Source organism: Pseudobutyrivibrio sp. LB2011 (genome assembly GCF_000701765.1).
GTDB lineage: Bacteria > Bacillota > Clostridia > Lachnospirales > Lachnospiraceae > Pseudobutyrivibrio > Pseudobutyrivibrio ruminis.
The window spans coordinates 275183-296983 of the sequence record NZ_JNJS01000002.1; the positions used below are offsets into that span (position 1 = coordinate 275183).

Consider the following 21801-nt stretch of genomic DNA (forward strand, 5'->3'; position numbering starts at 1 on the left):
TAAAATAGATTGGAATTGTTTTCAGAGGGATATTTTAGGAGGATTTATCAAAATGGCAGATAAAGTAAACACAATTGGTGTCCTTACCTCAGGTGGTGACGCTCCTGGCATGAATGCCGCTATTCGTGCAGTTGTTCGTCAGGCAATCGCTAGAGGCAAGAAGGTAAAGGGTATTAGAAGAGGTTACGCCGGATTACTTTCAGGCGAGATTATAGATATGGACGCTCATAGCGTTTCAGAGACTATCCAGCGTGGTGGTACTATTCTTCAGACAGCACGTTGTTTAGAGATGCTTGATCCTGAGTATCAGGAGAAGGCTGCTAAGAATGCAATCGCTGCAGGTATCGATGGCCTTGTTGTTATCGGTGGTGACGGTTCATTCAAGGGTGCTCAGAAGATTTCTAAGTTTGGAATTAACACAATCGGTCTTCCAGGTACAATCGATCTTGATATTGCATGTACAGAGTACACAATCGGTTTCGATACAGCTGTAAACACAGCTATGGAAGCTATCGATAAGGTTCGTGATACATCTACATCTCATGAGCGTTGCTCAATCATCGAGGTTATGGGACGTGGCGCTGGTTATATCGCTCTTTGGTGCGGTATTGCAAACGGTGCTGAGGACGTACTTCTTCCAGAGCGTTATGATTATGATGAGCAGAGACTTGTAAACCACATCATCGAAGGACGTAAGAAGGGCAAGCAGCACCACATCATCATCAATGCAGAGGGTATCGGTCACTCAACATCTATGGCTAAGCGTATCGAAGCTGCTACAGGTATCGAGACACGTGCTACTATCCTTGGTCACATGCAGCGTGGTGGTTCACCTACATGTAAGGATCGTGTATACGCATCTACTATGGGAGCTATGGCAGTTGACCTTCTTTGCGAAGGAAAGACAAACCGCGTAGTTGGTTACAGACATGGTGAGTTCGTTGATTTCGATATCGACGAAGCTCTTGCAATGAAGAAGGACGTTGACGAGTATCAATATCAGCTTTGCCAATCTTTGAACAATGATTACAAGTACTAATAACAATCAAATCAAAAATATTATTGCACTTAACAAAAAAGCCAGAGAGCGTAAAGCTCAAAGGCTTTTTGTGATTGAAGGGATTCGTGCCGTTGCAGAGGTCCCAGCCAATCTTTTAGATAGTGTATATATCATAGAGGGCTTTGAAGCTACAGCTGAGGGAAAGGCTTTCCTTGCACAGATAAAGGAAAAGGCACCACAGGTTCATGTGGAAGAAGTGGCTACAAATGTATTCAAAACCATGTGCGACACTGTCACTCCACAGGGAGTTCTTGCGCTTGTAAAGATGCAGGATTTCACTATGGATGATGTGCTAGGTACTGCTTTAGGCAAGCCTGCACATGTGGTTATTCTTGAATCACTGCAGGACCCTGGCAATATGGGCACTATCGTGCGTACTGCAGAGGGCGCAGGAGCTACCGGCATTATCATGAACAACACCACTGTGGACATCTATTCACCAAAGGTTGTGCGTTCTACAATGGGAAGCATTTTTAGAGTTCCACACCTGATAGTTTCAGACCTAGGCGCTACTATCAAGGAGCTTGAAGAAAAGCATGGCCTTTCAGTTTATGCAGCACACTTAAAGGGGGAGAAGTTCTACGATGAATTGGACTTCACCGGCCCTACAGCTTTCATGATTGGAAATGAGGGAAATGGTCTGACAGACGAAATGTCAGCATTGGCTACAAGCTACCTAAAGATTCCAATGGAAGGTCAGCTAGAATCATTAAATGCATCAGTTGCAGCTAGTTTGCTGATGTATGAAACACACAGACAGAGAAAATAGAATAGGATATTAATAGAAATAAATGTCGATGAAAATTGACATTTATTTTTTTTATCGCTAGAATGCAATTACTGCGAAATCTTATAACTTATATTTATTCTCCAATCCACAACCTAAGGATTAGAAGGAGAATAGAATGAATTTAGACAAAAAAAGATGGATTATTTTATTGGCAGGATGTTTTATTAATCTCTGCCTTGGCTCTATCTATGCATGGAGCGTTTTCTCTGCTGCTATGGCAGATTATTTCAATGCTACAATGGGAAGCAATATCACACCAGGTGATTTAGCTATCGTATATACGATTGCAAATTCTGTTGGGCCAATCACAATGATTTCAGGTGGATGGTTCAATGACAAATTCGGTCCTAAGAAAGTAATTCTTGTTGGTGGAATTATGTGGGGACTTGGCATGTTCTTATCAGGATTTGCTACCAGTGTAGGATATTTAATTGCAACTTACGGTATCATCGGTGGACTTGGTCTTGGAATGGCCTATGGAAGTGTTATTTCTACATGTGTCAAATTCTTCCCAGATAAAAGGGGATTAATTGGTGGAATAACAACAGCGGTATATGGTGCAAGTTCGGTAATTTTACCACCAATAGTAACAGCAATCGTTTCAAGAACAGATGCAAGCTTTGCATTCAAGCTTGTTGGTATTATTTTTATTGTTCTTATTGCCGTTTCGTGTATGTTTTTGGAACAGTGCCCAGAAGATTACGTTCCATCAGGATATGTGGTGAGTACAACTGGCTCTGGTGCAAAAATTGAAAACAAAAACTGGAAAGAAATGCTTAAGACACCAGTATTCTATGTTATGCTTCTGCTTTTAACATGCGGAGCTTTCTCAGGAATGATGATCATATCTCAGGCATCATCAGTGGCTCAAAACATGATTGGTATGACAGCTGTTCAGGCATCTCTTGCAGTATCATTACTCGCATTATTCAATGCCTTTGGAAGAATTCTTGCTGGCTATATTTCTGATAAGCTTGGCAGAATCAACACCCTCATGATTGCATGTATGTTGGGATGTATCGGCGGCTTTATTCTTTACAACTGTGGAACAGGGGCAGCTGGACTATTCTATGTAGGACTTGCAATCGTAGGAATAAGCTTTGGCTCATTTATGGGTGTTTATCCAGGCTTCACTGCAGATCAGTTCGGCCCAAAGAACAACAGCGTAAACTATGGAATCATGTTTATTGGATTCGCGTTGGCTGGATACTTTGGACCACAAATCATGCGAGGTGTTTATGCTTCTACAGGAGCATATCAAAATGCATTTATTATTGCATTGAGCTTTTCTGTAGCTGGAATCATATTTACATTCCTATACAGATTCTTAGCAAAAAGAAAATAGACTAGTATCGATACTTTTTTGAAATATCCAAAATCTTAAGAGATATTTCATAGGCAAACATGTTATCAGGATTAGATACATCAATATTAAAAAGCGACTTCATTTTTTCGAGTCTATAGAAAAAAGTTGATTTATGTATATGGAGTGCTTCAGCTGCTGCTGGGGCGCTCCTATTTTTTTGGATGTAGGTTTCAAGAGTGTTTAGATAATCTGTTGAATTCTCTAAATCATATGATTGCATAAATTTTATAGCTGGATGTATAGTAGCTAAAAATAGCGAAGGGTCATCTAAAAGTGTTGTGATATGGCGCAAGCAGTAGTCACCATATCTTAACGTATTTCCGATATTATCCTCTAAGTCAATCATTCCAAAGATACATTTGCACTGTTCATAATATGTAGGGGCTTCTGTCAGATTCGTAAATACGAAGCTGATGGTACATATCATTCTGTTCATTAGTAGAAATGTTTGTAGTCTGTCCTCTGTTGCACCGTTGAATGGAGTAGTGTGATTTGCTGGTAAAAGTGTAACCAGCTGTCCTTCATAGGTACCTGTAATGGCATTTGGAAAAATAGATTGTAGCTGTTGACAGAAATAGTCAGTTGCAAGCAGTTTTGGATTAGAATCTACAAAGTCATAGGACATCAGATAGTAGCTTGCACTTGGTTTGTAGCCAAGTGAAGAAATTTGAGATTTAATGGTGTCTTCGTTTTCAAAATGTCCAAGCAGTAATTGTTTTAGAAATCTATCAGTAGTAATTCCACGAGGATTCATATATAGATTATTTTTTTGTAGATAAACTGAAATAATATGACTGAGATGGTGGATTATTTCCAAATCATCATCTGTAAAATCTCGATTGATTCCCCTTACACACACATATCCTACAACTGAACGATTGATGCGGATACTCTCAAATGCCCAATCATATTCAAAGTCATCTACCTTTGTAATAAAAGGATAGATACTGTGAAATATATGGTCGGTTAAATTTGATTCCTTCATATCGTTTGAAAAAACGTTTTTCAGAGAAAGACGATCATTTCTAACTTCCAGTGAACGTTCATCATCAACTGTAGGAAAGGAGTCCAAAATAGAAAAGCTGCTATCGCAGATGTTTATAGGATTGTTTATATAACCATACGCTTTTTGTAGGATGAGATTTAATTCATGTCCGTGACGTAGTACGGTGAAAAGCGACTCTTTTTTCTGTTGTAATTGTTGATAGTTTTTAATAAAGTCGCGCATTTCTTTTAATTCGTTGTTCAATTCTTCCATAATAACCTCCAAAGAATACTCACTGAGTATATCAGACAAACGTCGGAAAAGTAATCTCCTTTTTATAGATTTAATTGAATTTCTGTCTGATGAATATATAGGAAAAGATTGTTATATTTTTGTCAAACAAAAGTAAAAGGAGAATAATGATGGCTATTAAAGTAATGGGTGTTGCTGCCGGAAGAAAGGACAGCAACAGCGAAATTTTGTTGAAGGAGGCGCTTATCGCCTGTGAGGAGGCTGGTGCAGAAGTCACTATGATTAACCTCAGAGACTACAACATTATGGATTGTACAGGATGTACTTCTTGTACTATTGGAATGTCTCAGGGTAAGCATGTTGGATGTATCCTCGACAAGAAGGATGACAAGAAAAAAATTATGGATGTCATGCTTAATCAGGACGCCGTAATTTTTGCAGCACCAACATATGATTTGATGCCAGCATCAAACTATCTTACATTCGCACAGCGCAGTCTTAGCTACGAGACAGCATTTCTTGAAACAATCGGTGCTATTGAGCACAAAGATCGTGTAGCAGGTCTTATCTCAGTGGGTGGTTCCACAAGAGCATGGCAGGCAATGGCTCTTGAAGGTATGCAGGCAACAATGTTCACTACAGACTTCAAGGTTGTTGATATGCTTCTTGCAACTCAGGTTCCAGGCCCTTCTCAGGTACTTCTTAAGGATGATCTCATTGAAAGAGCTCACAAGATGGGTGAGAACATCATCAAAGCAGTTCAGACTCCAGTTGAAGAAAGAGGATGGCTTGGTGATGAGGACATGGGATGGTGTCCAAACTGCCACAGTAATGCGCTTGTTCTTGGCGAGATGCAGTGGGATGGACTTCATTATCCAATCGAGTGCCAGGTTTGTGGAGCAGGTGGAAATCTTGAGCAGACAGCTGATGGCAAGTGGAAATTTGTTATTCAGAAGGATGGTCTTCTCAAGGACAGAACAACTGTAGCAGGTCGTGCAAAGCATCTTGAAGAGATTGCTCACACACAGGGTGGATTCTTTGCAAATCCAGAAAACAGAGAAATTGTAGCAAGCAAAATTGGTCGCTACAAAAATAAGCAGTTTAAGGGTATCTAAAAATTAAATAACAGGGAGATGTACGATAATGAACATGAGCAAAAAATGTAAAGTTTTAAACGTATTGATAACAAATATTCCTATAGCGTTTGCTATTTCTTTAGCTGCACAGCTTATCGCAACACGTACCGTTGTACCTAAACTTTTATTAATCAATTTTACACTTGCATATGTAATCTCATTCTTTGTTGGAATGTTTTTACCAGCAGTACCTTGGGGATTAAAATTTGCAAGCGCTTGTAAGGCAAAGCAGGATACATTACCATTCGGACTTTTAGTGAATGTAATTGTCAATCTTGTGTATGTAGTAGTCAACTGTATTTTCCTTACTTACTTTAATGTTGTTATTTTGAGCCACGCTCCAGTCATTGCATATTTCTTCGCAATGATTTCTACATTCATTCCTATCTACTTAGTAGGATATGTTGTTTCATTCTTATGGAACAGACCAGCAGAAATGTTGGCCAGAAAAATTACTGGAGAAGTGTAAAAGGAGAAAAACCATGAAATTTGAACACTTAATGAGTCCAATGAAAGTTGGAAATGTAACTTACAAAAACCGTATTGTAAGTGCGCCTATGGCATTCGGATTAATCGTACAGAATCCAGAGGCAAGAGATTTTACTTATCGTAAGCTTGAAAGTGGAGCAATCGGTGGTAACGCATGCGTTATCGTTGGTGAGACAGATGTTAACTTTAAAGATGCTGTTCGTATTCCAGGCTTCAGACCATTCGACTTTGCTAAGCCAGAGGAAGACATGGAAACTTTCAATGCCGTTGCAGAGTATGCAAAAAGAATCAAGAGCCATGATTGTATCGCTCTTGCAGAGCTTGTTCACTGTGGTAAGGAGAAGGTTCCTTTTAGACCAGAGGAAGAAGCAATCGGACCAGTTGAATGCACAAACTTAGCTGGTGTACATGTACGTGCTATGAATGAAGATGATATGGCTCGTATCGCAAATGACTTTGCAGTTGCTGCAACTTATATGCAGAAGGCAGGCTTTGACGGTGTACTTATCCATGGCGGTCACGGATTCTTATTTACACAGTTCTTAAGCCCACTTATGAACACAAGAACAGATGAGTACGGTGGATCACTTGAAAATCGTGCTAAGTTCCCAATCCAGATTATCAAGGCTATGCGTGAAGCAGTAGGCCCTGACTTCCTTATCGAGCTTCGTATTGATGGAACTGATCACCAGCCAAACGGTATTACACCAGAGGAGACAGGTGAGTTTATCAGCTGGGTTGAGGATTACATTACATCTGTTCATGTAACATGTGGTATTTACGAAGATTCAGTTAAGTCTGGTACAGAAAGCTCTATGTTCCATGAGCATGGACTTAACATTGAGCCAGCTTCTATTATCAAGAAGTATACAAAGCTTCCAGTTGGTGCAGTTGGTGGAATCAACTCACCAGAGATGGGTGAAAAGGCAATTGCTGAGGGCAAGATTGATTTCATCATTCTTGGTCGCCAGATGCTTGCAGATCCAGAATTTGCAAACAAGTGCAAGTGTGGCGAAGAGGATTGCATCAGAAGATGCTTACGCTGCTACCTTTGCTTCCCAGGTTCACCTGAGGAAGGATACACAGACTTACCATTTACAAGTGAAGAGCTTGCTCTTTATGTAGGTCATTGTAGAATCAATCCTCTTGCACATTTACCATTTGACCCAGCTACACTTCCAGCTGCAACAAAGAGCAACAAGGTTCTTGTAATTGGTGGTGGTCCTGCAGGTCTTCAGGCAGCAATCACAGCATTTGATAGAGGCCATAAGGTAACTCTTGTTGAGAAGAAGGAAAATCTTGGAGGACTTCTTTACTTCACAGATATTGATGTTGATAAGCCAGACTTACGTAACTTCAAGAATGTACTCATTCGCGAAGTTGAAAAGCGTGATATTGATGTTCGTCTTAATACAGAAGCTACACCAGATTTCATTAAGGAGTTTGGTGCAGACACAGTAATTATTGCCACAGGTTCACTTCCATCATGTCCACCTATCAAGGGTATTGAGAATGCTCATCAGGCTATGGAAGTTTATGATGGAGAGCTTAAGGTTGGCAAGAAGGTTGTAATGATTGGTGGAGGACTTGTTGGTTGCGAAACTGGATTACACCTTACAAAGTTAGGTCATGAAGTAACAGTTGTTGAAATGCTTGACCGTGTTGCAAATGAGGCATTCGGTAGCTACCGTGAAGCTCTTGTTTGGGAGATGGAAAATAATGGCATGAAGACAATGCCAAAGACAAAATGTCTTGAAATCTTACCAGATGGAGTAAAAGTAGAGAACGCTGACGGTGAGCAGACACTTGAAGCAGATACAATCCTTTTTGCACTTGGTATGAAGACAGTTCCTTACGATGAGTTAAAGGCAGCTGCAGGTGATGCAGAGGTATTTGTTGTAGGTGATTCAATCAGACCAGGTCAGGTAGACCAGTGTACACGTTCTGCATATCTTGCAGGTGTTGATATTGCAAAGCCTGAAAACTTTGTAGATCACGAGTACAGAGGAATTATCGATAAATAAAGGATTACAAAATGAAGGAAAAATGGATTAATGCCTTAACATTGGCATTTACCGTTGCCTTACTTCCACCAATATGGGCGGTTTTATCGCCCTACATTGGTGTGACAGTAGGTGCGGTAGCACTTATTTGTGCAGGACTTTTCGCATGTCTTGGAAATAATATCAAAAAAGCAATTCCAGTTTCCCTAGGATTCTTATTAGGAGATGTGTGGGCTTTTATTGCTCTTACAATAATGGCTCACAGCACTCTAAATCCTAATCTTACACTTTATCTCACACTTTTTGTCATGGGTGGGCTCGCAGTCATCCTTGGCACAATTGGAGAAAAAGCAATATTTGTACCAGCATGGCTTGCAGGTTGGGCTATTGGACTTACTATCATGGGACCAATGGATATTGCAGCTGTAGGAAGTATGCCACTACAGATTGCAGCAGCAATGCTAGCCGGTGTTTGGTATGTAGGAGTTGTGGGAGATTTATTTCAGAAGATGCTTATAAAAGTATTAAAGAGATAATGCACAACATAAATAATCATAAATCCTGAGATGAGTTTTAGGAGAATAGAATGAGTTATAAGATTTTAACAATTAACCCAGGCTCTACATCTACAAAGGTAGGTTACTTTGATGGAGATAAATTAGAGTTCTCGGTGAATGTATCACATGACGCAGCAAAGCTGGCAGAATTTGCCGGCATTAGTGATCAGCTTCCTTACAGAAGAGATTTGATTTTAGAAGAAATAAAAAAAGCAGGTATTGATCTTTCACAGGTCGATGCATTCGTTGGCCGTGGTGGCGGACTTCTTTCGGTAGAAGGTGGCACATACAAAGTAGATGAAACAATTCTTGATCATGCAAGAAGAGGTGCCAATGGAATTCAACATCCAGCACAGCTTGGATCTCAACTTGCAGCAGAATTTGCAAATCAGTATTCAAAGCCAGCATTCGTAGTAAATCCACCTGATACAGATGAGTTTATTATCGAAGCAAGAATGACAGGAATCAAAGGTGTGTACAGACAGTCACACTTACATGCCTTAAATCTTAAAGAGACAGCTATCAGACACAGTAATTTAAATGGTGTTAAATACGAAGATAAAAATTATGTAGTTTGTCATATCGGTGGAGGAGTTTCAATTTCTGCTCACCGTAAGGGCAAGATGATTGATGGAAATGATATTGTTGCTGGAGATGGCCCAATGGCACCAACTCGTTGTGGCTCAGTACCAGCTGCACAGATGATTAGATATGCATATGAGCATCCAGATAAAAAGGAAACATTATCACTTACTACTAAAACAGGTGGCTTTGTAAGCCATTTGAATACTTCAGATGCTCTCGATGTATTTAACAGAGCAGAAGCGGGAGATAAAGAGGCTAAGCTAATCTGGGATACAATGACATACCAGATTATTAGATATATTGGCTCTATGGCAGCAGTTCTTCATGGCCAGGTAGATGGAATTCTTCTTGGTGGTGGAATGGTTCATAACAAAAAGCTTGTAGCTGATATTATAGAAGCATGCTCTTGGATTGCACCAGTAACTGCATATCCTGGAGAGTTTGAGCTAGAAGCTATGGCTGCTGGAGCAATCCGTGTCCTCGACGGCGAAGAGGAAGCGAAGGTATACACAGGTGAACCTTGTTGGACACCTGCGGAGTAGAATGTTAAAGGAGAATAAGAGATGAATCAGACTAAGATTAATAAGTATTCAAGAAGCGTCTCTATTGTAGGCGTAAGCTGCACACCATTTATGAATACTTTGGATAATCCAGAGACTGCTGGATTAACTGAAGGCGAAATGTTTGGATACGCAGCTCTTAAAGCAATGGAAGATGCTGGTGTTGAACCAAAGGATGTTGATTATTATTTCCATGGTCAGGCAAATCCACTTAATGGTTCAAACTATATTACACCTAATGTTCAGGTGGCAAACTGGTTTGGTATGAAGGGCAAAGGCTCTATGCATCATTCTGAGGCTTGCTGTACAGGTTATCTTGCACTTGAAATCGCAGCAAACGCAGTTGCATCAGGTAAGTATGATTGCGTACTTACAGGTGCAGTAGAATTTGGTGACGCTGTTCCTTCACCAAGCGAGAGCGTAGAGGATCCAAAGCATCCATTCAAGAGAGATAAGATGACAATGGAGAAATTCCTTAAGACAACTGCATGGATTTATGACAAGACATATGCAAGACCACTTATGGCTCCAATGGAACTTATCTATGATGATTGCGCAGAGGATTATGTTAGAACTCGAGGCATCACTCCAGAGCAGATGGACGATACTCTTAACCACATGGCAATCAACAACAGACACAATGCAGTTCACAACCCACTTGCAATCACACATGAGGAGTTTGAGGACATTGCAAAGGAGAAAGGCTTCGACAATGTAATGGATTATATGAGAAGCCCATACAATCCAAAGTCTGGTGATTTCCTTAGAATGGAAGGAATCGAGCGTAAGTGTGACGGTGCAGCAGCTTGTATCGTAATTGCAACAGAGAAGATCCCAGAGCTTTGCAAAAACTTGAGACATAAGCCAATTGAAATCATTGGTATTGGTAGTGCTGCTTGTGAAGCATCAACACCTCACTTTGAAATCAACGCGACTAAGGAAGCTGTTCGCCAGGTATATGAGCTTACAGGAAAGTCAGGAGATGATCTTGATATCTTCTTCGCAAACGATTTTATTATTACATCACATCTTTATGCAGCTGAAATCGCTGGATATTTACCATACGGTGAGGGCTGGAAATACATTTGTGATGGAAGAACAGCATTTGATGGTGACAAGCCAATCAACACAAACGGTGGACGTACATCATTCGGGCATGCACATGCAGCTTCAGGTCTTGCAGACGTTTATGAGTGCTGTATGCAGATGCGTGGTGAGTGCGGTGAGCACCAGGTTAAGAAGCTTCCTAAGACAGCAATGCTTAGAGGTTACGGCGGTTCTCAGAACGTTGCAGCTATCATGCTTGAGACAGTAGATGATTTTGAGCCATCTAAGGAGCCAGCTAAGGAGTCAAATCTTAAGCTTGAAAAGGTTGTACAGACATATTACGAAGGCTTAGAGCAGGGCAAGTTACTTGGTAGAAAGTGTAAGAGATGTGGAGCTGTAGAGTTCCCACCAGTATACGCTTGTAATTCTTGCGGTTGCGATGACACAGAGTGGATTGAGCTTAGCGGTAAGGCTGTAATGAAGTCTATCGTTCTTCCTGCACCACTTTCATCAAAGCCTGAGTATAAGGAGAGAATGGGCAAATATGCTTACGGCGTTATCGAAACAGAAGAGGGCGCTGAATTTAATGGTGTAGTTATTGGAATTAGCAAGAAGACTCGTCCAGAGCTTTTGGATAAGCTTCCACTTCCAGTACACGCAAAAATCATCGACAGAGATGGTGGATTCAAAACCGTAGTCTACGAATTAGACGAACAGTAATTTTATTATTTAGATGAGGCAGTAGTGCACAAGCTCTTAGATTTCTTAAGCGAGACGTGTTGTCGAGCGAAGAAATACTAAGGCTTGCGTGCGTAACTGCCGGACTAGGAGGATTAGAAAGATGGAAAGAAAAGAACTTGAGGCACAGATTATTAAGATGGTAGCACAGTGCTACAACGCAGATGAAGCTACACTTTCAGTAGATTCAGAATTTGGAAAGGATATTAGCGGAACATCTGTAATGATGGTTGGTCTTGTTTCTGAGATTGAAAATGAGTTAGATGCAATGATTCAGCTTTCAGATGCTGCTGCTTGCAAGACAATCGGAGATCTTGTTGATAAGGTTGAAGAGGAACTTTAATATGAGCGTACTTGAAAAGATTTATGATAAGGCCAAGGCTAACCCTCAAAAGGTAGCCTTTCCAGAGGCCGAAAATGAAAAGATGATGCAGGCTGCTTATGAGTGTGGACAGGAAGGCTATATTGTTCCTATACTTGTTGGTAACTCTGCAAAGATTAAAGAACTTATAGCTGAAAGAGGCTATGATGAATCCGTATTTACGATAGTAGATATCGCGGAAGAGAATTACAAGAATGAGGTTATTGCAAAGTATGTAGCCCTTCCTAACACACGACTTAAGGAGAAAGCTCTTGGACGTCGTATGGAGAACCCTCTTTATTATGCAATGGCTATGCAGGCTGTTGGAGAGGCAGATGTTACTTTTGCAGGTATCGATAACACAACAGGAGATGTTCTTCTCGCTGGTCAGATGATTATAGGCCTTAAGGAAGGTATCAGCACAGTTTCATCTATTGGACTTTGCGATATTCCTGGATTTGAAGGAAGCGAAGGTCAGCTTCTTGCAGTTGGTGATAGCGCCGTATGTACTAATCCAACAGCTGAGCAGCTTGCTGATATTGCAATCTCTGCCTGTGATACAGTTAAGGGACTTCTTGATTGGGAGCCAAGATGTGCAATGATTTGCTACTCAACACTTGGTTCTGGTCAGGGTGAGCTTATTGATAAGGTAAAGGAAGCTCTTGCTATAGCAAATGAAAAGCGTCCAGACCTTGATATTGATGGAGAGTTCCAGCTTGATGCAGCAATTGTTCCAGCAGTAGCTGCAAAGAAGGTTAACCGCGAAAGCAAGGTTGCAGGTAAGGCTAATGTACTTATTTGGCCAGACCTTAACGTAGGAAATACAGCTGTAAAACTTATTCAGCAGTTTGGTCATGCAGATGCTTATGGCCCAATGCTACAGGGCTTCAACAGCATTGTATGTGATTGCTCAAGAGGGGCACCTGTTTCAGAGATTAAGGGTAATGTAGTTATTTCTGCAGTACGTGCCATGGGACAGAAGAAGTAATTATGTCAAATGTCTTAGGGGTTGGAATAGACCTAGTTTCGATACGAGAAATACATGATTTGGACGAAAGACTAAACGGGAACTTCGTCCGACAAACATTTACAGACAGGGAATTGAAAGATGCAGACTCCTCGCTTGACTATTATCAGTTCCTTGCTGGAAGGTTTGCTGTAAAAGAGGCTGTTTATAAAGCCATATGTGGAAATTATCCAGAAATCAATTTTGATTTTAGAAATGTAGAAACTATAAGAATATCCAATGGAGCTCCAAGGTTTAACGGTAATGAGAATGTCCTAAAGATTCTACCTCAAATTGGAGCTTCAGATATAAAAATATCAATTTCGAATCAGGGTGATTTAGTCACCGCCATAGCAGAACTAATTAAATAATTATTGCATTAAAAGCTAACATCCCAATTTTTTTATTTGGTTTGTTAGCTTTTACCATTTCTTCACTATTTTCGTTTTAGAGTGTGATATTATACATCCATAGGGAGAATCAGACGAAAGTGTGAGGGGACCTATGAGCAAAAATATTAGTGTAGCATTTGATCAGTATATTGCTGATGATATAGCGAAATACGCTGGAGTAGCAATGCCTGTTAAGGCTGGATTTTTAAATCGAGTTTTGGTGAAGAAGGCTCCATGTACAATTCTTCATCCTAATCCAGATGACGAGTTTTCTATTCCGACCGTGGGACCAAGCTATCGAATTATTTCTGAATATGAAAAGAAATATATCTATAATTCAAATCACAGTATGGATTATTTTGATGGTGAAGATCCTATCATGGTGGAAAAAATCAGACCAGATGGATATATGATTTTAAATGGTCACCATAGGTGGGCTGCTGCACTTAAACTAGGCTACGCAAAGATTCCTGTGCAAGTCATAAATGTGACTCACAATCAGGAAATCAAAGATATTATTAATAATTCAAAGCATGACAAGCGAGTAACGCTGGATTTGGATGAGGTTGTTTTTTATAATCAAAACAATGGACCAGCAGAAAAAGATTTACCATTCCCACTCAATAAGCTTTATAAAGATAAGTTGAGACTGGGAATACCTGCTCTTTTCAATATGCTGAACAAAGATGGATATGACATTTGGTTATACAGCTCAAAGTTTTATTCAAAGGAGTATTTAAGAGCATTATTTAAAAAGTATCATGTTCATGTGACAGGTATTGTAACTGGTACATCGAAGAGAAAGCAGTCTGAAGAGGAAAAAAATGAAATGCAGAACCTGTATGCTAGTAAGTATTTGTTTACTTTACATATAGATAATGATGCGGTTTTAATGATAGATAATGTGCGTAAAGATTTCCAAGATTTCACTATCGATGAAGGTGTAAACTGGTCGAAGTCTGTAATGGATATCATTAAGGAAATTGATGCCTAAAAAAGAGGGCAAAGGGATGAATAAAAAGAAAAATCACGAGGAAAAGATGAGGGTATCCTTTGATTTGGATGAGGTACTATTTGTTAATCCAAATTATATAAAGACAGAGCCTCAGCTCAAGTTTCCTCTCAATATTATTTATAAAGAAAGACTAAGACTTGGTACTCCAGAGTTGGTAAATGAATTGCAGCAGCTGGGGTACGAAGTTTGGATTTATACGTCTTCTTTCAGACCAGAGAAATATATTAAAAGACTATTCAAGCATTACAATGTCCATTTTGATGGTATAGTAAATGCTCAGCGTCATCTGAAGGAAGTTCAGCAGGGAAACAAAGATATACTTCCTCAAAAACTTCCAAGCAAATACAGAATTTCTCTTCACGTAGATGATGAAACTGTGGTATGCTCTTTGGGGCCTCAGTATGGTTACACCACATACAAGCTTGAGGCTCAGGATGACAACTGGAAAGAAAAAATAATAGAAAAAGCAGAGCATATAAAGCACCTACCAAAGTAACGCTATATATGTTTTATAAAAGGGATTAGAATAATGCGAATTTGGTTTAAATCATGGAAAGACAATCATATGCTTCATGACTATGTTGTGGAGGATGAATCAGAAGAGACACGTACTCACAAAATCTTTGCGGCGGTAGATAAAGCTAGCTATGAATTTGATACAAGCAAACCAGTATGGTTGGAATCTACAATCAGAGAATTCAAACGTCACGGAAAAGCCCGTTTTACACAGGATAATTTCGTAGACGAAATCCCATTTGATTATTTGGAAATTCATGTATTAGAAGAAGATTAGACTCCCCTTTTTATACAATTTCAAATTTTAGAATTTGTTAATAATTTATCAGAGAAAGTATGCTATTATATAGTAGTAATAAATATGGGGAGGTGATTCATTGTGGATTTAGGTATGTTTCCAGATGACGGAGTAAATTCTTGGAACACCGTTATGCTGCTATATGAGTCAGCCATTAAAAAGTTTCGTACTAAGGTAGAAATTCTTAATGATGAATTTCAGCAGGTACATCAATATAATCCAATTGAATACATTAAAACAAGAGTAAAGACACCAGAGAGTATCGTTAAGAAATTAAAAAAGAATGGATACGAAATTTCCATTCCAAATATGATTGAACATTGTAACGATATTGCAGGTGTAAGAATAGTTTGTTCATTTACATCAGATATTTATCAGATTGCAGAAATGATAGGACGTCAGACAGATGTCACAGTCGTCTCAATAAAGGACTACATCAAGAATCCAAAGGAATCTGGCTACAAGAGTTATCATATGCTTGTAACAATTCCTATCTATCTTTCAGACAAGACAGTTGATACAAAGGTAGAAATCCAGATTCGTACAATCGGAATGGACTTCTGGGCAAGCTTGGAGCACAAAATCTACTACAAGTTCGAAGGTAATGCTCCTGAGTACATCAGCCGCGACCTTCGTGAGTGTTCTGAAATCGTTTCAATGATGGATACCAAGATGCTTCAGCTTAACAATGCAATCATGCAGACAAAGCAGGAAGAGGAAGAAAAGAAACGAGAGGAGCGACTTCTTAGGAATAGCTGGAAGGAAAATATATAAAAGTATATAATGAGAACTGCTGTGTATGCAGCAGTTCTTTTTAATTAAATGGAGGATAATTATGATTGAAATTTTAAAAGCCATATTATTCGGTATAGTTGAAGGAATCACAGAATGGTTACCTATCAGTAGCACAGGTCATATGATTCTTTTAGATGAAATCGTAAAGCTCAATGTATCAGAAGAGTTTTACAGCATGTTCCAGGTAGTAATTCAGCTCGGTGCAATCCTTGCTGTAGTTTTGATTTTCTGGAACAGCATTTGGCCATTTGGCAAGAAAAACAACAAAGCACCACTATCAGAAAGCGGAATTGGTGCATGGATCAAAAAAGACATTTTTGTTTTATGGTTCCATATTTTAGTTTCATGTGTTCCAGCTGCAATCGTTGGAGTATTATGGGACGATTTATTTGAAGAGCTTTTTTACAACTACACTACAGTAGCAATCATGCTTATCATCTTTGGTGTAGCATTTATCTTAGTTGAAAACATGAAGTCAGGCCACAAGGCAAAAATCAATGCCGTAGCCGACATCACATACACTACAGCATTCTTAATTGGTATGTTCCAGCTCATCGCTGCTATCTTCCCTGGCACATCTCGTTCAGGCGCCACAATCGTAGGTGCACTGTTAATCGGTGTCGCTAGAACTACAGCCGCAGAGTACACATTCTACCTTGCTATCCCTGTAATGCTTGGCGCCAGCCTTCTCAAAATCCTAAAGTTTGGCCTCAGCTTCACAGCCATGGAAGCAGCCATCCTTATCGTAGGCATGGTAGTAGCCTTCGCCGTATCAATGTTCGTAATCAAATTCCTTATGGACTACATCAAGAAGCACGATTTCAAAGTCTTCGGATGGTACCGAATCGCGCTAGGCCTCATCGTACTAGCATGCGGCCTCATCGGGGTAATCTAGGCTAAGTCAGGCCTCCCACATAATGGCCCCGCAGAGGGCTTCAGGGAGTCATCGCATGAATATTATGTTTTTCTAAAGCACAAGGAGAACACACCTGTTGTGTGTTCTCCTTTTGTGCTAAGAAAAACTATAATATTCGCGAAATCGACACCCCTACAGTTCCATAGCGCGGGCCAGGGCAGGGGAGGTGTCCTATTTACTATACAACCCCGATGATGCCGCTACTTTACGTCGTAGTAGATGCGGGATTCGGGTGGTACGGATTCGGTGATGAAGGTTGAGCCTCCAATGATGGAATCGTGCCCGATTACGGTGTCACCTCCAAGGATTGATGCGTTGGAGTAGATTGTTACGTTGTCTTCGATGGTTGGGTGTCTGCGGACACCGCGAAGGCATTGGCCACCGCGAGTTGAAAGGGCTCCAAGGGTGACACCCTGGTATACTTTTACGTTGTTGCCGATGACTGTAGTTTCACCGATTACGATGCCGGTGCCGTGGTCGATGAAGAAGTATTCGCCGATGGTTGCACCTGGGTGAATGTCGATACCTGTATTTGAGTGAGCGTACTCAGTCATAATACGTGGAATGATAGGTACTCCAAGTAAGTATAGCTCGTGTGCAAGACGATAGATTGTGATTGCTAAAATGCCTGGGTAAGCAAAGATGATTTCGTCGATGCTTGTAGCGGCAGGGTCGCCATCGAAGGCAGCCTGCAAATCTGTGTCCAGAAGAGCACGAACGTGAGGTATTCTCTTGAGGAATGCCAGTGAAAGCTCCTCAGCCTTTGTAGTGCAAATCTCATCACCACAACCGTCAAATACAGAGTTGTAGCAAAGTACAAGTGAAATTTGTTTGTTAAGATTGTAAACAACATCCTCCATAAGAGTGTTGATGTTGGTTTCTACGTTGTAAACCTTGTATACGTGATCACGATAATAGCCGGGATAAACAACACGAAGAAGCTTCATTGTGATGTCGATGATGCTATCTTTGTTTGGCTGATGATATGTATCAAGTTTATCTATTGCTCTGTCGGATTTGTAATCCTTCATAAGCTCTTTTGTAATTTCGAGCATTTCCTGCTCTATCTTTTTTCCATCCATAATAGTACCCCCGTGGTATCGTAAAATGTAAATCTATTGTATCACATTCAATAGCATGTAGCTAACTAGATAGACTTACAGATTTCTGCTGTCATTTTGGGTTTATTCATACAGTAGATGTGGATGTGACCTACTCCGCATTTACGAAGGTCTCTAATCTGATCGATAGCGTATTCGATTCCGGCCTTGCGCATGTCATCTGGTGACTCTCCATATCTTGCACAGATGTCAGCTAATTTCTTTGGTACAGATGAGCCTGCAAGTGTGACTGTAGATCCAATCTGTTTTGCAGATGTGATAGGCATGATTCCAGCTACGATAGGAATTGTTATGCCTGCCTTGTCGGCACGCTCAGTAAAGCGATAGAAATCTGCGTTATCAAAGAATAACTGGGAGATAAACATTTTGGCACCCATATCCTGCTTCATCTTCATGAAAGCTAAATCAGAATCCATAGACATTGCTTCTGGATGCTTTTCAGGATAGCAGGAAGCGGAGATATCAAGCTTTGTGTTTTCGTTTAAGAAACGAATCAAATCGGTAGCATGAGGGAATACCCTTTTATTGAACTGTTCGTCAGACATGTCGCGAGGTTTGTCACCGCGAAGAGCAAGCACGTGATTGACGCCCACTGCCTCTAAGTCACGTGTAACCGCAAGGATGTCTTCTGATGTGGAACCGACACAAGTCATGTGAGCCATAGCGTCTGTGTGTAATTCGTTCTGAATATAAGAAGCTATTTCAACAGTCTTCTTTGAACGGCTTCCACCGGCACCATAAGTAACGCTTATGAAGTCTGGCTTTAATTCAGAAAGTGAGTCTAGTACCTTGTAACAATTTTCGAATTCATCGTCCTTTTTTGGAGGAAATACTTCAAAAGATAGAGATGAATCATTAGCAAACATATCTTTAAACATAAAAATCTCCTATAAACTAGCCAAAGTTAACAATTTAGACACATATTTTAAATAAAAAGATAGTATCATATTCACTAACGAAAAAAAAGCTTTTTGTGGGGATAATAAGGGAAAAATTGTTGATTTTGGGAGTATTACATTATGGACATCAAACGTTTAAGGGGAGTGTTTTCTAAAACCAGCAAAATGCAGTTTCCTGAACACAGAGATGTAGTTCGTGGATTAGGCGCAGACGGTATGGTGTTGCTTAAAAACAGTGGAATTTTGCCAATGAATAAGGGGAATGTTGCGCTGTTTGGAGCAGGTGCAGTAGACACAGTTATTTGTGGTCTATACTTCAACTACGTATTTACGGATTCCACTGTAAACGTTAAAGAAGGTTTGCTTAATAACGGATTTACGTTAACTACCGATAGCTGGCTGAGTAAAATGGAAAAGGCGGTAAAGCTTAACGAGAAAAAGGAGAAGCAGGTAGCGAAGAAGGGATTGGCCTTCGAGGGGAAGCGCTGCCGTACTCCTGAAGTACCTATTTCTGTTGCAGATATGGCAGAAGCAATTTTAGGTACTGATACATGTATATATGTAGTACGACACGGAATTATAAGTGAAGGTGAGGAAGGTGGAGAGAATCAATACCAACTCACAGAAACGGAGCTTAGCAATATCGGATTGATTGCCAGCTCTTTCAAAAATGTAATTTTAGTTATTAATTCCGGAATGCTGGAGCTTTCATCTGTTGCAAGGATGAAAAGCATTAAGGCGATTATTTATATGGGTGTGCCTGGCATGGAAGCAGGCAACTCATTAGCTGATGTATTGACGGGCGCAGTAAATCCAAGTGGTCGCCTTACTGCAACCTGGGCTAAAAAGTACAAGGATTATTCGACTTGCTATAGCCCATCAGTTTTAAACAAATCGGTAAAATCAAATGAAATCGATTATAAAGAAGGTATCTTTGTGGGATACCGTTATTTTGATGCATTTGATGTGACGCCTCTATTTCCTTTTGGCTTTGGTCTAAGCTACACATCCTTTGACATGGAATTGGAATATTTGGAAGCAAGCTGGATGGCTGTTGTGATGCGAGTGAAGGTTACCAACACTGGTGACTGCGCCGGCCGACAGGTTGTTCAATTGTATTGCAGCCAGCCTCAGGGAAATATTGAAAAGCCGTATCAGATTTTGGCAGGATTCGGTAAGACTGGAAAGCTTAAGCCAGGTGAATCAGAGGAGATGACAATAAAGATTCCAATAATGGCATTGTGCTCATTTGACGAGGAAAGCACTGCATGGGTAATGGAAAAGGGTGACTATCTCTTTAGACTAGGTTCAAATTCAAGAGATACAAAGCTTTGTGCTAAGGTTGTTCTTGATAGAATGACTATTATCAAAAGAGTTACAAATGTTATGGAACCTACAAAGGAATTGAAATTCCTATCACCATCTCCTAGAGCAGAGGAAGATACAGGCTATATAAAGGTAGCTTCATTATCAGGGGACGATTACAATTCAGAGAATAAATATGTTCCGGTAAAACAGGATGTTACAACCTATCTTACAGAAGGTAGCAAGTATGTTTCTTATGTAAATGAGAATTCATATAGCATGCCTACTAGGGTTCATGAGAATCTGGAGTATATCAAACCGTGTGGCTCAACAACATTGTTTGATGTTATTAAAAATAAAGTATCGATGGAGGAATTTGTTTCTTCATTATCACCGGAAGTATTAGCCCGCATAGTGGCTGGCGAATGTGGCGAGTCAAAAGTAGAAAGCGAGAATCGCCTCAATTTTGATATTATTCATGAAAAGAATAAGCTTGGAATATCCGCAAGAACCACATCACAGTTTGCAACTACACTTGGCATTCCAGGGGTAACATTTGCTGATGGTCCATCGGGACTTAGAATCGAAGGGGTGGCATGCACATGTTTTCCTTCGCCTATGAATATGGCCCAGACCTGGGATATGTCTGCAATGGTTCGTATGGGTCGAGTGTATGGAAGAGAGATGGAATACTATGGCATAGATTACTGTATAGCTCCAGCTCTTAACATTCATAGAAATCCTATGAGAAATAGAGCCTATGAATTTTATTCTGAGGACCCTTCGCTTGCAGGAATTCTTGGATCGGGATTTGTTATTGGCGTCAAGCGCTATGAAGGTCGAGATGTGATAATGAAGAATGTGGCCACTTACAATCAGGAAAGTGGTACATCTGATGTAAATATTAATGTATCTAGACAGGCATTTGGCGAGCTATATCTTAGACCTTTCTCTGCATGTCAAATGGTGGCTGCACCAGCAGGTCTGTTAAACTCTGGAAACAAGATTAACGGATATTATTCGTCCTCTCAGAGAGGCTTGAATACAGATATTATTAAAAGCGACTGGGGTTCAACAGGCATGGTGCTTTCCGATTGGGCTTCCAAGTCAGAAAAAGCTTATGATTTACATGCAGGCTGCGATTTGATTATGCCAGGCTTCGACCCAGATCATATTCTTGAGGCGATGATTAAAACAGCCCCTACATTTGAGCCAGATGGATATGTAGCTGTTGTAAACAAGAACTACGTTTACAATGAGCCAATGATTACATATGAAAAGTGGGGTTCGTTCCTTTTGGATAAGAATGGCGATGTGCAGGTCTCTACAGTAGTAGCTGCGGATGTTCAGGTAAGCGATAAAGTGTTGGAGCTTGAAAATCAGGGGTTATGTACAGTCAAAACACAGGATGACGGAAGTAGACTGATTACCTATAAAGGTATTGATAGAGGTGCATATCTTGCACTTGGAGAATTACAACAGGCCGTTATTAATATTTTGGGTACTATAAAGAATTCAGCATCAATGAAAAAGTTGATGGAAAACGCTATAAATTAGCATTTTTTACTTTAAAAAAAATACAGCCTAATATAAAATAAAAAGCGTCGTG

At 40.1% G+C, this 21801-nt stretch carries 21 protein-coding genes; 18 read left to right on the top strand and 3 right to left on the bottom strand.

All coding sequences use genetic code 11. The annotated features are described in order from the left end of the window. Positions 1-52: 52 nt before the first annotated feature. The 3 genes from pfkA (at position 53) to T375_RS04770 (ending at position 3195) form a co-directional block, all read left to right on the top strand. On the top strand, positions 53-1039 hold the full coding sequence (gene pfkA, locus T375_RS04760; RefSeq protein ID WP_044935639.1) for a 6-phosphofructokinase: 987 nt from the start codon (positions 53-55) through the stop codon (positions 1037-1039). Then, on the top strand, positions 1023-1829 hold the full coding sequence (locus tag T375_RS04765; protein ID WP_044935642.1) for a TrmH family RNA methyltransferase: 807 nt from the start codon (positions 1023-1025) through the stop codon (positions 1827-1829). The genes pfkA and T375_RS04765 overlap by 17 nt, the downstream gene beginning before the upstream one ends. 136 nt (positions 1830-1965) lie before the next feature. Beyond that, the gene (locus tag T375_RS04770; protein WP_044935645.1) at positions 1966-3195 is read left to right on the top strand and encodes an L-lactate MFS transporter; all 1230 of its coding nucleotides are present in this window, start codon (positions 1966-1968) and stop codon (positions 3193-3195) included. A gap of 1 nt (position 3196) precedes the next feature. Here T375_RS04770 and T375_RS04775 read toward each other — a convergent pair whose 3' ends face one another. Continuing rightward, entirely contained in the window at positions 3197-4486 is a 1290-nt protein-coding gene (locus T375_RS04775) for a PucR family transcriptional regulator (RefSeq protein WP_155952436.1), read from the bottom strand. A 137-nt stretch (positions 4487-4623) separates the two neighbouring features. Between T375_RS04775 and T375_RS04780 the strand changes: the two genes are divergently transcribed. The 14 genes from T375_RS04780 (at position 4624) to T375_RS04845 (ending at position 16846) form a co-directional block, all read left to right on the top strand. After that, positions 4624-5568 carry a flavodoxin family protein gene (locus T375_RS04780; protein ID WP_044935651.1) on the top strand — a complete coding sequence of 315 codons (945 nt, stop codon included), beginning with the start codon at positions 4624-4626 and terminating at the stop codon, positions 5566-5568. Between the two features lie 28 nt (positions 5569-5596). Beyond that, positions 5597-6058: a hypothetical protein gene (locus T375_RS04785; RefSeq protein WP_044935655.1), complete on the top strand. Its 462-nt coding sequence runs from the start codon at positions 5597-5599 to the stop codon at positions 6056-6058. Positions 6059-6071: 13 nt separating this feature from the next. Beyond that, positions 6072-8102, top strand: coding sequence for an oxidoreductase (locus T375_RS04790; protein WP_044935658.1), 2031 nt, complete (start codon positions 6072-6074; stop codon positions 8100-8102). Positions 8103-8113: 11 nt separating this feature from the next. Continuing rightward, on the top strand, positions 8114-8617 hold the full coding sequence (locus T375_RS04795; protein WP_044935661.1) for a DUF1097 domain-containing protein: 504 nt from the start codon (positions 8114-8116) through the stop codon (positions 8615-8617). A gap of 50 nt (positions 8618-8667) precedes the next feature. Next, positions 8668-9765: a butyrate kinase gene (buk, locus tag T375_RS04800; protein ID WP_044935663.1), complete on the top strand. Its 1098-nt coding sequence runs from the start codon at positions 8668-8670 to the stop codon at positions 9763-9765. Between the two features lie 21 nt (positions 9766-9786). Next, positions 9787-11550 carry a thiolase C-terminal domain-containing protein gene (locus T375_RS04805; protein ID WP_330371732.1) on the top strand — a complete coding sequence of 588 codons (1764 nt, stop codon included), beginning with the start codon at positions 9787-9789 and terminating at the stop codon, positions 11548-11550. Positions 11551-11671: 121 nt separating this feature from the next. Next, positions 11672-11911: an acyl carrier protein gene (locus tag T375_RS04810; protein WP_044935665.1), complete on the top strand. Its 240-nt coding sequence runs from the start codon at positions 11672-11674 to the stop codon at positions 11909-11911. A 1-nt stretch (position 11912) separates the two neighbouring features. Next, complete coding sequence (locus tag T375_RS04815; protein WP_044935668.1) at positions 11913-12917, top strand: phosphate acyltransferase; 1005 nt, start codon at positions 11913-11915, stop codon at positions 12915-12917. 2 nt (positions 12918-12919) lie between these two features. Further along, positions 12920-13306, top strand: a complete 387-nt coding sequence (locus T375_RS04820) for a holo-ACP synthase (RefSeq protein WP_044935671.1) — start codon at positions 12920-12922, stop codon at positions 13304-13306. Positions 13307-13439: 133 nt separating this feature from the next. Then, positions 13440-14321 carry a ParB/RepB/Spo0J family partition protein gene (locus tag T375_RS04825; RefSeq protein WP_044935674.1) on the top strand — a complete coding sequence of 294 codons (882 nt, stop codon included), beginning with the start codon at positions 13440-13442 and terminating at the stop codon, positions 14319-14321. A gap of 16 nt (positions 14322-14337) precedes the next feature. Beyond that, positions 14338-14838 carry an HAD family hydrolase gene (locus tag T375_RS04830; protein ID WP_081821979.1) on the top strand — a complete coding sequence of 167 codons (501 nt, stop codon included), beginning with the start codon at positions 14338-14340 and terminating at the stop codon, positions 14836-14838. A 30-nt stretch (positions 14839-14868) separates the two neighbouring features. After that, the gene (locus T375_RS04835) at positions 14869-15135 is read left to right on the top strand and encodes a hypothetical protein (protein ID WP_044935676.1); all 267 of its coding nucleotides are present in this window, start codon (positions 14869-14871) and stop codon (positions 15133-15135) included. Between the two features lie 114 nt (positions 15136-15249). After that, positions 15250-15930, top strand: a complete 681-nt coding sequence (locus tag T375_RS04840; protein WP_044936211.1) for a GTP pyrophosphokinase — start codon at positions 15250-15252, stop codon at positions 15928-15930. 61 nt (positions 15931-15991) lie between these two features. Then, the gene (locus T375_RS04845) at positions 15992-16846 is read left to right on the top strand and encodes an undecaprenyl-diphosphate phosphatase (protein ID WP_197019836.1); all 855 of its coding nucleotides are present in this window, start codon (positions 15992-15994) and stop codon (positions 16844-16846) included. Between the two features lie 221 nt (positions 16847-17067). On the opposite strand, the gene T375_RS04850 is transcribed toward T375_RS04845, so the two are convergent. Beyond that, entirely contained in the window at positions 17068-17949 is an 882-nt protein-coding gene (locus T375_RS04850; RefSeq protein ID WP_044935679.1) for a serine O-acetyltransferase, read from the bottom strand. 65 nt (positions 17950-18014) lie between these two features. Continuing rightward, complete coding sequence (gene metF, locus T375_RS04855) at positions 18015-18866, bottom strand: methylenetetrahydrofolate reductase [NAD(P)H] (RefSeq protein ID WP_044935682.1); 852 nt, start codon at positions 18864-18866, stop codon at positions 18015-18017. Positions 18867-19007: 141 nt separating this feature from the next. On the opposite strand from metF, the gene T375_RS04860 reads away from it, so the two are divergent. Beyond that, positions 19008-21749: a glycoside hydrolase family 3 protein gene (locus T375_RS04860; RefSeq protein ID WP_044935685.1), complete on the top strand. Its 2742-nt coding sequence runs from the start codon at positions 19008-19010 to the stop codon at positions 21747-21749. The last annotated feature ends 52 nt before the right edge of the window (positions 21750-21801 follow it).

Excerpts from the sequence above, each read along its gene's own strand:
- pfkA (WP_044935639.1), top strand. The coding sequence starts at position 53 with ATGGCAGATAAAGTAAACACAATTGGTGTCCTTACCTCAGGTGGTGAC.
- T375_RS04765 (WP_044935642.1), top strand. The coding sequence starts at position 1,023 with ATGATTACAAGTACTAATAACAATCAAATCAAAAATATTATTGCACTT.
- T375_RS04770 (WP_044935645.1), top strand. The coding sequence starts at position 1,966 with ATGAATTTAGACAAAAAAAGATGGATTATTTTATTGGCAGGATGTTTT.
- T375_RS04780 (WP_044935651.1), top strand. The coding sequence starts at position 4,624 with ATGGCTATTAAAGTAATGGGTGTTGCTGCCGGAAGAAAGGACAGCAAC.
- T375_RS04785 (WP_044935655.1), top strand. The coding sequence starts at position 5,597 with ATGAACATGAGCAAAAAATGTAAAGTTTTAAACGTATTGATAACAAAT.
- T375_RS04790 (WP_044935658.1), top strand. The coding sequence starts at position 6,072 with ATGAAATTTGAACACTTAATGAGTCCAATGAAAGTTGGAAATGTAACT.
- T375_RS04795 (WP_044935661.1), top strand. The coding sequence starts at position 8,114 with ATGAAGGAAAAATGGATTAATGCCTTAACATTGGCATTTACCGTTGCC.
- buk (WP_044935663.1), top strand. The coding sequence starts at position 8,668 with ATGAGTTATAAGATTTTAACAATTAACCCAGGCTCTACATCTACAAAG.
- T375_RS04805 (WP_330371732.1), top strand. The coding sequence starts at position 9,787 with ATGAATCAGACTAAGATTAATAAGTATTCAAGAAGCGTCTCTATTGTA.
- T375_RS04810 (WP_044935665.1), top strand. The coding sequence starts at position 11,672 with ATGGAAAGAAAAGAACTTGAGGCACAGATTATTAAGATGGTAGCACAG.
- T375_RS04815 (WP_044935668.1), top strand. The coding sequence starts at position 11,913 with ATGAGCGTACTTGAAAAGATTTATGATAAGGCCAAGGCTAACCCTCAA.
- T375_RS04820 (WP_044935671.1), top strand. The coding sequence starts at position 12,920 with ATGTCAAATGTCTTAGGGGTTGGAATAGACCTAGTTTCGATACGAGAA.
- T375_RS04825 (WP_044935674.1), top strand. The coding sequence starts at position 13,440 with ATGAGCAAAAATATTAGTGTAGCATTTGATCAGTATATTGCTGATGAT.
- T375_RS04830 (WP_081821979.1), top strand. The coding sequence starts at position 14,338 with ATGAATAAAAAGAAAAATCACGAGGAAAAGATGAGGGTATCCTTTGAT.
- T375_RS04840 (WP_044936211.1), top strand. The coding sequence starts at position 15,250 with ATGTTTCCAGATGACGGAGTAAATTCTTGGAACACCGTTATGCTGCTA.
- T375_RS04845 (WP_197019836.1), top strand. The coding sequence starts at position 15,992 with ATGATTGAAATTTTAAAAGCCATATTATTCGGTATAGTTGAAGGAATC.
- T375_RS04850 (WP_044935679.1), bottom strand. The coding sequence starts at position 17,949 with ATGGATGGAAAAAAGATAGAGCAGGAAATGCTCGAAATTACAAAAGAG.
- metF (WP_044935682.1), bottom strand. The coding sequence starts at position 18,866 with ATGTTTAAAGATATGTTTGCTAATGATTCATCTCTATCTTTTGAAGTA.
- T375_RS04860 (WP_044935685.1), top strand. The coding sequence starts at position 19,008 with ATGGACATCAAACGTTTAAGGGGAGTGTTTTCTAAAACCAGCAAAATG.